The sequence below is a fragment of the Corynebacterium mustelae genome, from assembly GCF_001020985.1.
GTDB classification, from domain to species: Bacteria; Actinomycetota; Actinomycetes; order Mycobacteriales; family Mycobacteriaceae; genus Corynebacterium; species Corynebacterium mustelae.
Window position 1 is genome coordinate 1,605,344 of record NZ_CP011542.1, and the last position, 12,734, is coordinate 1,618,077.

11 protein-coding genes are annotated in these 12,734 nt (G+C 50.4%); 6 read left to right on the forward strand and 5 right to left on the reverse strand.

The window, feature by feature from the left end; all coding sequences use genetic code 11:
* Position 1: 1 nt before the first annotated feature.
* Together CMUST_RS07345 and CMUST_RS07350 are read right to left on the reverse strand one after the other, a co-directional pair.
* Positions 2–835: a DoxX family protein gene (locus CMUST_RS07345; RefSeq protein ID WP_047261968.1), complete on the reverse strand. Its 834-nt coding sequence runs from the start codon at positions 833–835 to the stop codon at positions 2–4.
* Positions 836–1,018: 183 nt separating this feature from the next.
* A complete protein-coding gene (locus CMUST_RS07350; protein WP_047261969.1) occupies positions 1,019–1,609 on the reverse strand; it encodes an MBL fold metallo-hydrolase in 591 nt (196 codons plus the stop codon).
* Between the two features lie 74 nt (positions 1,610–1,683).
* Between CMUST_RS07350 and uvrA the strand changes: the two genes are divergently transcribed.
* Positions 1,684–4,539 (forward strand): excinuclease ABC subunit UvrA, encoded by a 2,856-nt coding sequence (gene uvrA / locus CMUST_RS07355; protein ID WP_047261970.1) that lies wholly within the window; start codon positions 1,684–1,686, stop codon positions 4,537–4,539.
* 58 nt (positions 4,540–4,597) lie between these two features.
* On the opposite strand, the gene CMUST_RS07360 is transcribed toward uvrA, so the two are convergent.
* On the reverse strand, positions 4,598–7,012 hold the full coding sequence (locus CMUST_RS07360; RefSeq protein WP_158408208.1) for a hypothetical protein: 2,415 nt from the start codon (positions 7,010–7,012) through the stop codon (positions 4,598–4,600).
* A 318-nt stretch (positions 7,013–7,330) separates the two neighbouring features.
* On the opposite strand from CMUST_RS07360, the gene infC reads away from it, so the two are divergent.
* Genes infC through rplT form a run of 3 tightly spaced genes read left to right on the forward strand, consistent with a single transcriptional unit; the run spans position 7,331 to position 8,519 of the window.
* Positions 7,331–7,852: a translation initiation factor IF-3 gene (infC, locus tag CMUST_RS07365; protein ID WP_083987465.1), complete on the forward strand. Its 522-nt coding sequence runs from the start codon at positions 7,331–7,333 to the stop codon at positions 7,850–7,852.
* 29 nt (positions 7,853–7,881) lie between these two features.
* Positions 7,882–8,076, forward strand: coding sequence for a 50S ribosomal protein L35 (gene rpmI, locus CMUST_RS07370; protein ID WP_047261973.1), 195 nt, complete (start codon positions 7,882–7,884; stop codon positions 8,074–8,076).
* Positions 8,077–8,135: 59 nt separating this feature from the next.
* Complete coding sequence (gene rplT / locus CMUST_RS07375) at positions 8,136–8,519, forward strand: 50S ribosomal protein L20 (protein WP_047261974.1); 384 nt, start codon at positions 8,136–8,138, stop codon at positions 8,517–8,519.
* Positions 8,520–8,655: 136 nt separating this feature from the next.
* Here rplT and CMUST_RS07380 read toward each other — a convergent pair whose 3' ends face one another.
* Positions 8,656–8,913, reverse strand: coding sequence for a metal-sensitive transcriptional regulator (locus tag CMUST_RS07380; protein ID WP_047261975.1), 258 nt, complete (start codon positions 8,911–8,913; stop codon positions 8,656–8,658).
* A 6-nt stretch (positions 8,914–8,919) separates the two neighbouring features.
* Complete coding sequence (locus CMUST_RS07385; protein WP_047261976.1) at positions 8,920–10,527, reverse strand: FAD-dependent oxidoreductase; 1,608 nt, start codon at positions 10,525–10,527, stop codon at positions 8,920–8,922.
* A gap of 276 nt (positions 10,528–10,803) precedes the next feature.
* Between CMUST_RS07385 and CMUST_RS07390 the strand changes: the two genes are divergently transcribed.
* Together CMUST_RS07390 and pheS are read left to right on the forward strand one after the other, a co-directional pair.
* A complete protein-coding gene (locus CMUST_RS07390; RefSeq protein WP_047261977.1) occupies positions 10,804–11,625 on the forward strand; it encodes a TrmH family RNA methyltransferase in 822 nt (273 codons plus the stop codon).
* Positions 11,626–11,707: 82 nt separating this feature from the next.
* Positions 11,708–12,733, forward strand: a complete 1,026-nt coding sequence (gene pheS / locus CMUST_RS07395; RefSeq protein WP_047261978.1) for a phenylalanine--tRNA ligase subunit alpha — start codon at positions 11,708–11,710, stop codon at positions 12,731–12,733.
* Position 12,734 lies beyond the last annotated feature (1 nt).

Here is a 12,734-nt window from a genome sequence, read left to right on the forward strand (position 1 = left end):
GTTAGATAACATCACCAATCTTTTTCTGTGCACGTTTTAAAGCTTTTGCGGCCTGACCCTGCAACTTCTCGGCGCGCTTTGATGCTTTTTTAGCAGCCCGACCGGAAGCTTGGTGCGCGTCTGCATAGGCAGCTGCAGCCCGATCCTGGGCCTTGGCAGCAGCCTTGATCACAGATTTTTTAGCAACCTTAGTGTTTTCTTGAGCTGAAGAAAGCCAATCCGAAGACGTATCAACTAACCCGGAGAAAGTGTCTTTCCAATCGTCTTGGTTGTCAGCCACGAATTGATTGATCTTCCCCTGGGTATCCTCAAACCAGTTCGAAGCAGAGGCAGCAAAACGCTGAGTATCGCTTTGCGTTGGCAGTGCTTGCTGTATGTGCTTTTGCGCCTGCTGTGTGGCTTTGGACGCCCGCCATTTTAAGCCAGGCTTGCCAGCAGTGTCGGCGCTTGTGATGAAAAGTCCGCCTAATAGCGCAACGGAAGTGAGGAATCCTTGACGGCGAGCAACCTTCTCCTCCGGATCTTGGGTTTCCCAGAAAGCGTGACGAGCCATCATCGTAGGAATACTGACAGCAGCGAGAGTTGCCGCCGAGAGCCGAGGGAACTTCCCGAGTGCAAGCATGGTGCCAGCACCTACTTTAACACCACCTACGGTTCGAGCGACGACGACCGGATCCTGTGGCAGCTTTTTAAACGTGCTGCGAGACACGACTGTTCGAAGACGCCGCATCAAAGCCTCAGCGCCCTCGACATGTGCTTGGGTATTTAAAATGGTGTCTGCACCGTCAGCAATATAGACGGAGGCTACCATAGGGCGGGCGAATTTCCGGATCATGTACTTGATCGCTCCTTCATGTGCATTCAATTGGTTTCTATGGTCTTAGTGTTACAAAGACCTACTACAGATCGTACAGAACTGTGCAGAGGTATGGGATTAAATACCGAGTTCGGGCTCCGGATTGCGATCGGTGCAACCAATGCAATACTACGAACTTCTACGCAATTACGTTCCTTGCAGCTACCATTTGCGGTCCCACCATTCGTCTAGATGAGGACGTTCGTCTCCCAGCGTTGTAGGTTTGCCATGCCCTGGCCAAATAACCGTCTCATCAGGAAAGACGTCAAACACTTTGGAGGTTGTGTCCGCGAATAATTGCGTAAAGAGCTCTTCGGAAGCTGTTTTACCCAAACCGCCAGGAAATAGGCTATCGCCAATGAAAATATTGGGTACGCCGTCAATAGTGGCAACAAGACAGGCGCCACCCGGAGTGTGACCCCGCAAGATAATAACTCGAAGGTCATCCCCACCAAATTCAATGACATCCCCGTCGGTCAAGGTGATATCGACTGGCGCGGGTAAACCAGGGGCATCAAGTGCTGATGCGTAGTGGGTGGCGCCAGTTGCAGTGAGTATTTCTTGCAATGCACGCACGTGATCATGATGCTGGTGTGTAGTGAGGACCTTAGTAATTTTGACGCCATTATCGGACGCTAATTGCAGTATCTGCTTTGCATCATCGGCCGCGTCAATCAGTAGTCCCTGGCCATCAGCGCACAATAAGTAGCAATTATTGTCCATGGCGGATACTGAAATGTGAGTCAGAAGCATAATGCCAGACTAGCGAAAGTTTCGATTCGTTGCTATGTTCGATTTGTTATAGTTATATGGAAAGTGGGTCTACTGTGGCAGATCGGTTGATAGTACGTGGTGCTCGGGAGCATAACCTCAAAGGTGTCGATATAGACATTCCACGTGACTCGCTCGTGGTATTCACCGGTTTATCCGGCTCCGGAAAATCTTCGCTCGCTTTCGACACGATTTTTGCGGAAGGACAACGACGATACGTCGAGTCATTGTCGTCGTATGCCCGGCAGTTCCTAGGGCAGATGGATAAACCAGACGTTGAGTTTATTGAAGGGCTGTCACCTGCAGTTTCCATCGATCAAAAATCAACTAACCGCAATCCACGATCAACAGTAGGCACCATTACCGAAGTCTACGATTATTTGCGCCTGCTGTATGCTCGGGCAGGTACGCCACATTGTCCAGAATGCGACAGTGTTATAAGCAGGCAAACTCCCCAACAAATCGTCGATCAAGTCTTGGAGATGGACGAAGGAACTAAATTTCAGGTACTAGCTCCAGTCGTCCGAACCCGAAAAGGCGAATTCGTTGAATTATTTGAAGACCTAGCCAGCCAGGGGTTCGCACGGGTGCGGGTTGATGGTGAGATTTACCAATTATCTAATCCACCGACCCTAAAGAAACAAATAAAGCACGATATTGACGTTATCGTTGACCGGTTGCAGGTGAAGAAAACACAGCAGCAACGTCTCACAGATTCTGTGGAAACGGCGTTGAAATTAGCGGATGGTGTTGTTGTTTTAGATTTCGTTTCGCTTGACGACGACCACCCGCATCGTATTCGCCGGTTTAGCGAGAAAATGGCTTGTCCGAACGGGCATGCCATAGGAATCGACGAGCTAGAGCCCCGTGCGTTTTCTTTTAACTCACCATATGGTGCCTGCTCGGCCTGCGATGGATTAGGAACCCGCTCAGAGGTAGATGTCGATCTAATTATCCCGGATCCGAGCGCGCCTGCCGTTAGTTGTATACAGCCGTGGTATTCCAGTCCAAATTCGAAGTACTTCGCTAAGCTAATTGAAGGCCTGGGCGCGGTTATGGATTTCGATCCGAAAACCCCGTATCAGGATCTGCCAAAGGCGGTTCAGAACGCGCTAATCCACGGTAGCGATGAGACAGTGACGGTGCGCTATAAAAACAGATACGGTCGAGTCCGCAACTGGAGTGCACCATTTGAAGGCGTTTTGGGATACATGAACCGGAAGATTGAGACTTCGGATTCAGAATCCCAAAAAGAAAGGTTACTTGCATATACCCGTGAGGTTGCATGCCCCGCATGTGCGGGATCCCGGCTACGACCGGAGATTCTGTCTGTTCGGCTTAATTCAGCTAGCCACGGCGAATTATCTATCGCTGGTTTGGCCGCCTTATCAGTGGCAGACGCCGCGGCATTTTTAGAGTCGCTAGTATTAGGCGACCGGGAACAGATGATCGCCGGTGCCGTTCTGAAAGAAATCCAAGCACGACTGAAATTCTTAATCGATGTTGGGTTAACCTATCTCAGCCTTAATAGAGCTGCCGGTACGTTATCCGGTGGCGAGGCGCAACGAATCAGGCTTGCGACCCAGATTGGTTCCGGTCTAGCAGGTGTTTTATATGTATTGGACGAGCCATCCATTGGTTTGCACCAGCGTGATAATCAAAGGTTAATTGCTACACTGGAGCGACTGCGGGATATCGGAAATACGCTGATCGTTGTAGAACACGACGAAGACACAATAAAAGCCGCTGATTGGTTAATTGATATTGGCCCGCAAGCTGGTGAATATGGTGGAGAAGTTGTGTATCAGGGCGATCCAGAGGGAATCAAAACCTGCGCAGATTCGATCACTGGCGCATATCTTGCCGGAAAAAAGACGCTGGGTGTACCAGACAATCGTCGGCCCATTGATCGTAATCGAATGCTCAAAGTGGTTGGTGCACGAGAAAACAACCTCAAAGGAATTGACGTAGAAATACCTCTCGGTGCGTTAGTGTGCGTGACGGGTGTTTCCGGTTCCGGAAAATCCACCGTCGTCAATCAAATTTTGGCGAAAACTCTGGCAAATGAGCTCAATCGTGCGCGGCAGGTTCCAGGGCGTGCCACCCGTGTCGAAGGCATTACCCATCTAGATAAACTTGTCCAGGTCGACCAATCGCCAATTGGGCGAACACCTCGATCTAACCCGGCGACATATACCGGAGTATTCGATAAAATCCGTACCCTATTTTCTGAAACCACCGAGGCTAAAGTTCGGGGATACAAACCTGGACGTTTTTCCTTCAACGTTAAAGGCGGCCGCTGCGAAGCATGTCAAGGAGACGGCACCCTGAAAATCGAAATGAACTTCCTGCCAGATGTATATGTGCCCTGCGAAGTATGCCACGGCGCACGGTATAACCGCGAAACCTTGGAGGTCCGGTATAAAGGAAAAACAATTGCGGAAGTGCTGGAAATGCCGATTTCAGAAGCCGCCGATTTTTTTGCGCCTATTACTTCCATACACCGGTACCTAAATACTTTGACCGAAGTGGGGTTAGGGTATGTGCGTTTGGGTCAATCCGCTACGACCCTTTCTGGTGGCGAAGCGCAACGTGTAAAACTAGCATCTGAACTGCAAAAGCGATCAAATGGTCGCACGATCTACATTCTGGATGAACCCACCACAGGTCTGCATTTCGAGGATATTCGCAAGCTCATGTTGGTCATCCAGTCGCTGGTGGACAAAGGAAATTCAGTGGTCGTTATCGAGCATAACCTTGACGTGATCAAGGCTGCTGACTGGATCATTGATATGGGGCCGGAAGGTGGAGCCGGGGGAGGCGAAGTGGTTGCACACGGAACACCAGAAGAGGTCGCTTCCGTTCCCGGATCATATACCGGCCAATTCTTAAAACCATTATTGAACCTATAACTGAAATCCCATGCCGGGTATTCATGCTCGGCATGGGATCGCAAACTATGGCAGACGCTTATTTCAGTGAATCTTCGTCCTGTTGCGGTTTTTCACTGCTATCAGTCAAAGGTTTAGCATCGGATGGATCAGTACCATCCTTTTTACCTACATGTGGCACTGCTTCCTTATCTTCTTCACGTTCCGATGGGGTCTCGGAGTCAAGAGATTCTTCTATCTCCACATCGATAATTTCGTCGTCTTCTAGGTTGTCACGTTCACCGATAACGACTGTGGGTTCACTTGATGGGCCGGAATATGGTTCTGGGATCGGTGGAACCGCAGGCGAATGGGCGACACCACTTTCGGAGTTCTCAATTACTCTGACATCAGCGCCGCTTATTACATCGCTTGGTATGGCTGCTGGCTCTTCACCTACCTTTGCGAAATTACTATGGCCTTCGCTTTCTGTCTTGCTTGTGGTCGTCTCTGAGGACTCAGTGTTAGAGACCGTGGCGGGATTATTGTCTTTTCCATAAGGATTATTGATCACAGCTGCTTGCGCCTGTTGCCATGGTTGTGGCTGTTGATGGGAGGCTGTTGGCGTTACGTGGCTGTCACCGTTTGAAAATGATTGCTGGTCTACTTTATCTTCTGGATATGCCTCGCTGTTCGTTGCTGCCGGTATATCGGTGCCATTTGTGTCTGGTGCTTTAGCTGCAGGGGGATCATTTCCATCGGGTGTGCTATCGGTATCTGGAACTACTGCTGGTTTTGCTCCACTAGCCTTACCTCGGCTAACAGTAATGCCGATGAGTATTGCACCTGACAACAGGAAGGCTAGGACACGCGGAATTCCGGTCAACGTATCCATGTCGAAAAGCAACAGTTTGAGAATGCCAGCGATTGCAAACATCATGCCTATACCCAGGGAGGATTGTCGTTTGAGCAGTAGCCATGCCGCAAGAATGATCCACGATAGTGAGGTCAATGCGTGGCCGAACATCAACCCGTTAACCCCGCCTAAGGCGCCTGCTATCAAGCCGACAGCGATCATTGAGTAATAGAGACCGAAGATGGCACTTAACAGCGGTATCGGACTTGGTTGTTTGTTGAATACATCACGATTAAGAAGGGCAACTACCAGTGCAGTTGCAATGGCGAACCCTACGACTAGCGCTGATAATGCTGGCATGTTCGTCACGGCACGCGAAACAACAGCCAGAGATTCACCTGAGAGCATTAGCGCACCAAGAGATAACCATGTCAGCCAAAACGCGGGATGCTGTGGTCGCTTCTTGAAGTATACGACCGCGGCGGCGAAACAAATAAAGAAGGCAGCAGTGACAATAAACTCCCACTCGCGTGGTGAATGAAATTGGAATGGTAGGAAGTTAAAGATCAAAACAATCCACGGAATAAAACCGCCAGCTAATGCGATCCAAATTGCACAAACTACTACAGCGAATCCAAAAGTAATTGGATCATCAAATGTGCAGAGCACGGCGTATAAGCCGATTGTTATTGCTGGGTGGGCTTTTAACAAAACGGTGGCAAGCATCGCTAACAGGATGAAATAGCCAAAGTCATCTATGTCCGCAGAAAATGTATCGCCGAATAAAGCGCCAGCAACTGCAAGAATGCCACCGACGATCTCGGCATTTTTCCAATCACGTTTGTATGCGGCATATAACACCATTATGCCAGCTAAAGTATGCGGCATAAGTTGAATGTCCAAATCTGAGTGGTAGTTATAATGCCACATTGTCAGCGCAAAACCCGAAATTCCTGTGGCGATAGCAATACCTTCTTGATTCCACCGGCGTGTAATAATGCCGAAACCGATTATCAAGGCTATTAGGCAGATAGTTGCTAGTGATGTCGACCATAGATCCAATATGAATCCCAATGCGATTACGGTCGCACCTAATACGAGAAGGGCGGCGTTTGATGTAGCACCTACTGCGGCAGGGTGAAAGTTGCGCTTTTTAAAAAGGAAGGAGAGGGCTAAGAAGGCAAACCCTAATAAGGCGGACAACACGACTCGAGTAACTGGGCCCAACCAACCTCGTTCGATCCCAAGGGAAACCAGGAAACCCACGCCTGCGAAGGTGATGATGGTACCCAAAGTCCCCAAAATTCGAATGATGACTTGCTCATTCGTCCACCAGGGCTTTTTCGGGGGCAGGGGAGCTGCCTGGGGTTGCGTGCCTGGAAACGGCTGTGGTTGATATGGGGGTCGGGGATGCCCGTATTGGTTGGTTTGCGGGGATTGTGGATGCAGCGGGGTGGGCTGAGGTATGTAAGGCTGCTGATTTATTGTTGGACTGGTGACCGGTGGGGGCGGTGGTGGTGCTGGGAACTGACGTGGCGGTTCGATTTGGGCGGCTAGGGCTGCAAGTTCGTCGCGGGCTTTGCGGAACTCATTTTCTGCCTGCTGCAACCGCCGCATTGCTTCCGCGATTTGATCACTGGATTGCGGTATTTCTTCCATGCGAACTAGCATATCAACTGCAAATTAGCTGATTTTGATTTCAATTTTGCGGTTTCATAACAGTTTATGTTAAGTTGATTCAGCTACCGCCTAAACCTAGTTTGGGTCGCAAGTGGAGATCTTCCCACCTGAAGCTGCTTCTGTCGAAGTTGGCACAAGGTCAAAGAGTACGTCAGTAACTTTTTAGGTTGCTGCTGTATGGCATATAAGGTCTCCCGTTTATCGGTTTTGGATAAACGGGTTTTATTTGTGCCAGGGAAAGCGCGAGCGATTGACGGTAGGACACATTTCGTTCACTTTGCTACTTGAGGAGTTCCCATCAGCGCTGAAGCTCGAATTAATGAGCGTATCCGAGTCCCCGAGGTCCGTCTTGTTGGCCCTAACGGTGAGCAGGTAGGTATCGTTCGTATCGATGATGCTCGTAAATTGGCATATGATGCCGATCTTGATTTGGTGGAGGTGGCGCCAAATGCAAAGCCTCCGGTATGCAAGATTATGGATTACGGCAAGTTTAAATATGAACAAGCTCAGAAGGCTCGTGAGGCTCGTAAGAATCAGCAGCAAACGGTAGTCAAGGAGCAAAAGTTCCGTCCGAAAATCGATGACCACGATTATGAGACGAAAAAGAGCAATGTGATCCGCTTCCTTAACAAGGGTTCCAAAGTGAAGGTTACCATTATGTTCCGTGGTCGTGAGCAATCTCGTCCGGAACTTGGTTTCCGTCTTTTGGAGCGATTGGCTGAGGATGTCGCCGAATATGGCATCGTCGAGTCGAAGCCAAAGCAAGACGGTCGTAATATGACCATGGTTTTCGGCCCGGTGCGCAAGGGCAAGAAGTAAAGACTAAAAGTTAAAGGACGTTTAATCCCATGAAGCAGAAGACCCACAAGGGCACCGCTAAGCGGATCAAGACCACTGGCTCTGGCAAGCTGCGTCGTGAGCAGGCTAACCGCCGCCACCTCCTTGAAGGTAAGCCTTCCAAGCGGACTCGTCGCCTGAAGGGCACCGAGGATGTCGCTCCTGCCGATGTCAAGCGCGTTAAGCGTCTACTGGGCAAGGCTTAATTAGCCGTCTTTCCCATCACAACAGATAAAGAACCTAATTAAGTAAGGAAGTTTGAACAGTGGCACGTGTCAAGCGCTCACTCAACGCCAAGAAGAAGCGTCGCGAGATTCTAAAGTCCGCCAAGGGCTACCGGGGTCAGCGTTCCCGCCTGTACCGTAAGGCAAAGGAACAGTGGCTGCACTCCATGACTTACGCTTACCGCGATCGTCGGGCACGTAAGTCAGAGTTCCGCAAGCTGTGGATTACTCGTATCAACGCTGCAGCTCGTATGAACGACATCACTTACAATCGCTTGATCCAGGGTCTTAAGCTCGCTGGTATTGAAGTCGACCGTAAGATTCTTGCTGAGCTGGCAGTTAATGACTTCGCTGCATTCTCTGCAATTTGCGATGCAGCAAAGGCCGCGCTGCCTGCAGATGTAAACGCACCAAAAGCTGCTTAGTCTCTCGCGCTTTTACGTCAACTGCTTCCGTTTAACTCATTGCTTAAACGGAAGCAGTTTTTGGCGTTTTGAGATCGAAAAGTGGGGCTCGTAATCACCGGTACAGATGTGTGTGAGCCCCACTTCGGTTTTCACGCTAACTCAGCGATAGAAACAGCTTTTCCAGTTTTGCTTGGTCTAGTTCCGTGCCTTCTTCGCGGAGACATTTTTTCATGCCTACCGCAATGATGGAAAAACCAGCTTTGTCTATTGCTTTGGAAACGGCCGCCAGTTGGGTGATTGCAGCTTCACATTCCTCACCGTCCTCAAGCATGCGGATAACGGCTGCAAGTTGTCCATGAGCACGTTTGAGACGAGTGATGGATGCTTTTACTTCTCCTGGTTCTAAATGCATACTGGCCTACACTAATCGAGAATGCGACCATGTTACATAACCACCATCAAGATTTGAAACGGTTATACCGTGACCAGAAAGAAGCGACGTCGCGATATGTCCGCGCAGACCCACTTGGCAGAAAACGATGACTTCGTCTTCGATGTGGGCGATGTTTGCGCGTAATTCGTCGACAGGTATATTGATTGCTCCTGGAATGCTACCAGCAGCGAATTCGGCTGCGGTTCTCACGTCGATAAGTTGCACCCCGGCGATCTGTTCAATTTCGTGCCATTGTATGCTGCGTTCATCGTTTTTTCGGTTGTCTGCAACCATTCCAGCGATGTTGATGGGGTCTTTAGCAGAGCCGAATTGCGGCGCATAGGCCAACTCTAGGTCGGCAAGATCTGTGGCTGTTAGACCCGCATGCATTGCGGTTGCGATGACATCGATGCGCTTATCGACGCCCGCGTCGCCGACTGCTTGCGCGCCGAGGATTGCGTCGGTGTCTGCATCGATAATCAGCTTGATATGGATAGGTGTTGCGCCAGGGTAGTATCCGGCGTGGTCGCCGGGGTGAACATGAACCACACGGACATTGCGGCCCGCGCTTCGGGCGCGCCGTTCATTCCAGCCCGTTGTTGCGGCAGCTATACCGAAAACGCCGACGATTGCGGTTGCTTGAGTCGATGTTCGGCTAACATTTCGGCCGGTTATTATATCCGCGACAAGTCGACCGTTTCGGTTTGCGGTCTGAGCCAGCGGAATAAGTTGGTCGCTGCCGTCTATTGAGTCACGTTTCTCGGCAGCATCACCCAGCGCAAAAATATTAGAAATATTGGTTTGGAGCTGGTCATTGACTTTAATTCCGCCGCGATCGCCAAGTTCGATTCCTGCCGCTTTGGCAAGGCTTGAGTCAGGCGCCACACCTATTGCTGCAATAACTAGGTCTGCTGAGAGTTCTTCACCTGTGGAAAGCGTAATTGTAACGTCGCCTATGGCGGTTACTTCGGTATTAGTCAGCACCGTGACTCCGTTTTCCCGGAGCCGTTGGGTTACTATTCCTGCCATCTCTTGATCAAAAGGTGTAAGAATATGCGGTGCTCGTTCGATAACGGTTACGTTCATCCCGCGATTTCTGAAGTTTTCAGCGAGTTCTAATCCGATAAAACCGCCACCGATGATTGCGGCAGTCTTCGTATTCGCAGTGAGCTTTTCGACGATTGCGTCTGCATCTTCCACGGTCCTCAGCATTGTGGCACGTTCGATACCAGGAATAGGGGGTGTGATAGGGCGAGCGCCAGGGGACAGGACCAGGAAGTCGTATTTTTGGGTGATCTGACCGGTTGGCGTCTGTACGGTTACTATTTGGTTTTCTGGATCAATAGCTGTCACGCGATGGTTGACGTGGACATCGATATTAAAGCGACTGGACAGTGATTCTGGTGTCTGGAGAAGTAGCGACTCCCGCTCGGGGATGATGCTGCCAACATAGTAGGGCAGGCCGCAGTTTGCGTATGAAACATGAGGGGATGCTTCAAACACGATGATCTCCATGTTTTCGTCACGACGCCGCAGTCTGGTTGCAGTGGACATTCCGCCAGCGACGCCGCCAACAATCACAGTTGTAGTCATGGTTAGTTGCCTCCAAACAGTTTGGAAAGAAAACCGCCACCGGTTTTCTGATGGCTGCGATCGCAGGTGCACCACTGTCCGGCGGGCACTTGAGCTTTGACTTGGTCTACGTGTTGTCCGCAGCCCGCCCAGGTTGTTTTACCGCAGGTTTTACAAGGTACTGGTCGGCACATAATTTCTCCGTTTCTGAATTATTTTTTACGAGGTACGCTATACCTTAGATATACCCCAGGGGGTATATTTTTCGCAATTTTTAACCGTGCTACAGTCTGAGGAATGGATCTACATTTCGACGAGGCTTTCACGGAACGAACTCCACGCGTGGTAAACGCTGCAAAACTTCATAAGACGCAGGCGCGTAAGAAGGCGAACCGGTTTATCGTCGAAGGTGAAAATTCGGTGGAGTCAGCGGTAGCCACCGGAGCGGCAACTGATGTTTTTGTTACCGAGACCGCTGCGGAAAAGTTCGAACCAATCATTCGGATGGCTGGCCATATGAATGTGTATGTGCACCCGATTACGGAAAAAGCGGCCAAAAGTTTGTCGGACACATCAACCACCACCGGACTGTTCGCTATTTGTACACCGGTACTGTGGCCGCTAGCCAAAGCCCTCAGCGGAAAACCAACATTGGTGAGTGTTCCGGTGCGAACAAATGATCCTGGCAATGCAGGTACACTGATTCGAGTCTCGGATGCGGTTGGTGCGGATGCTGTGATTTTTGCGGGCGAGACAGTAGATCCCCACTCTTCAAAAGTGGTTCGATCCTCGGCCGGATCGCTTTTTCATTTACCAGTTGCGCGGGAAATAGATACCGATGCGGTCGTGGACAAACTTCGTAACCGAGGGTTGTTGATTATAGCTACTGCCGCAGACGGGGAAGTCTCACTTGATCAGGCTGACGCCATATTGCGTAAACCAACCGCGTGGTTATTTGGAAACGAAGCACACGGATTGGGTGAAGATCTACTACAGCAAGCCGATTATCGGATTCGCATCCCGATTCGTGGCAGGGCGGAGTCACTGAATCTTGCAACTGCTGCTGCGATATGTCTCTATGAGTCTGCCAAGGTGCAAAATCAATTAGACCAGAGCTGACCTTGGGCAAAGCTGCCGTTTGGGCTAGTATAGGTTGGTTGATAAAAACCCCAGGGGAAATAAGGAGACAAGGACATTGTCCATGCTGACTGAAGCTAGCTTAACCGCGGCTGCCGAAGCGGCGGAACAGGCATTCCATGCTGCTGCCAATCTGGAAGAACTGGCCGTCGCTCGTCGAGAGCATTTAGGTGACGATGCGCCGATTCCGCAGGCGCGTCGTACCCTGGGATCATTGCCAAAAGAAGACCGGAAGGAAGCTGGTCGCCTGGTCAACGTGGCACGTGGTCGCGTCGAAAAGCAATATGCAGAGACTAAGGCGCTGTTAGAACAAAAGCGAAACGCCGAGGTGTTGAAAGCTGAGCGGGTCGATGTAACCATCCCCACTACCCGCACGCAAACCGGTGCGCTGCATCCGATAACAACATTGAGCGAAAACATCGCGGACATCTTTATCGCAATGGGGTATGAGGTAGCAGAAGGCCCCGAGGTTGAGGCGGAGTATTTCAATTTCGATTCATTAAACTTCATCCCGGATCACCCAGCCCGTACACTTCAAGATACTTTCCACGTATCGGTGCCTGGATCGAAACAAGTATTACGTACACATACATCTCCAGTTCAGATGCGCACCATGCTGGAACGCGATGTCCCCATCTACATTGTGTGCCCGGGACGAGTGTTCCGAACTGACGAATTAGATGCGACTCATACGCCGGTGTTCCACCAAATTGAAGGGCTGGCAGTAGATAAAGGCCTGACAATGGCTCACTTGCGAGGAACTCTCGATCATCTTGCCAAAACTCTTTTTGGCCCTGAAACACGCACCCGCATGCGAACCAATTATTTCCCATTCACCGAACCTTCCGCTGAAGTCGACGTTTGGTTCGAAAACAAAAAAGGTGGTGCGGGTTGGATCGAATGGGGCGGATGCGGGATGGTCAACCCTAATGTACTCCGTGCCGCAGGAATCGACCCGGAAGTCTACAACGGTTTTGCATTTGGAATGGGACTGGAACGTACCCTGCAATTCCGTAACGGACTTAACGACATGCGGGACATGGTAGAAGGCGACGTTCGGTTCACCCTGCCATTCGGCATTCAGGCTTAAT

What these genes read in the sequence shown, in the direction of transcription:
- CMUST_RS07360 (WP_158408208.1), bottom strand. Translation starts at nt 7,012, where the DNA reads ATGGAAGAAATACCGCAATCCAGTGATCAAATCGCGGAAGCAATGCGG.
- pheS (WP_047261978.1), top strand. Translation starts at nt 11,708, where the DNA reads ATGCTGACTGAAGCTAGCTTAACCGCGGCTGCCGAAGCGGCGGAACAG.
- CMUST_RS07380 (WP_047261975.1), bottom strand. Translation starts at nt 8,913, where the DNA reads ATGCATTTAGAACCAGGAGAAGTAAAAGCATCCATCACTCGTCTCAAA.
- rpmI (WP_047261973.1), top strand. Translation starts at nt 7,882, where the DNA reads ATGAAGCAGAAGACCCACAAGGGCACCGCTAAGCGGATCAAGACCACT.
- CMUST_RS07385 (WP_047261976.1), bottom strand. Translation starts at nt 10,527, where the DNA reads ATGACTACAACTGTGATTGTTGGCGGCGTCGCTGGCGGAATGTCCACT.
- CMUST_RS07345 (WP_047261968.1), bottom strand. Translation starts at nt 835, where the DNA reads ATGATCCGGAAATTCGCCCGCCCTATGGTAGCCTCCGTCTATATTGCT.
- CMUST_RS07350 (WP_047261969.1), bottom strand. Translation starts at nt 1,609, where the DNA reads ATGCTTCTGACTCACATTTCAGTATCCGCCATGGACAATAATTGCTAC.
- CMUST_RS07390 (WP_047261977.1), top strand. Translation starts at nt 10,804, where the DNA reads ATGGATCTACATTTCGACGAGGCTTTCACGGAACGAACTCCACGCGTG.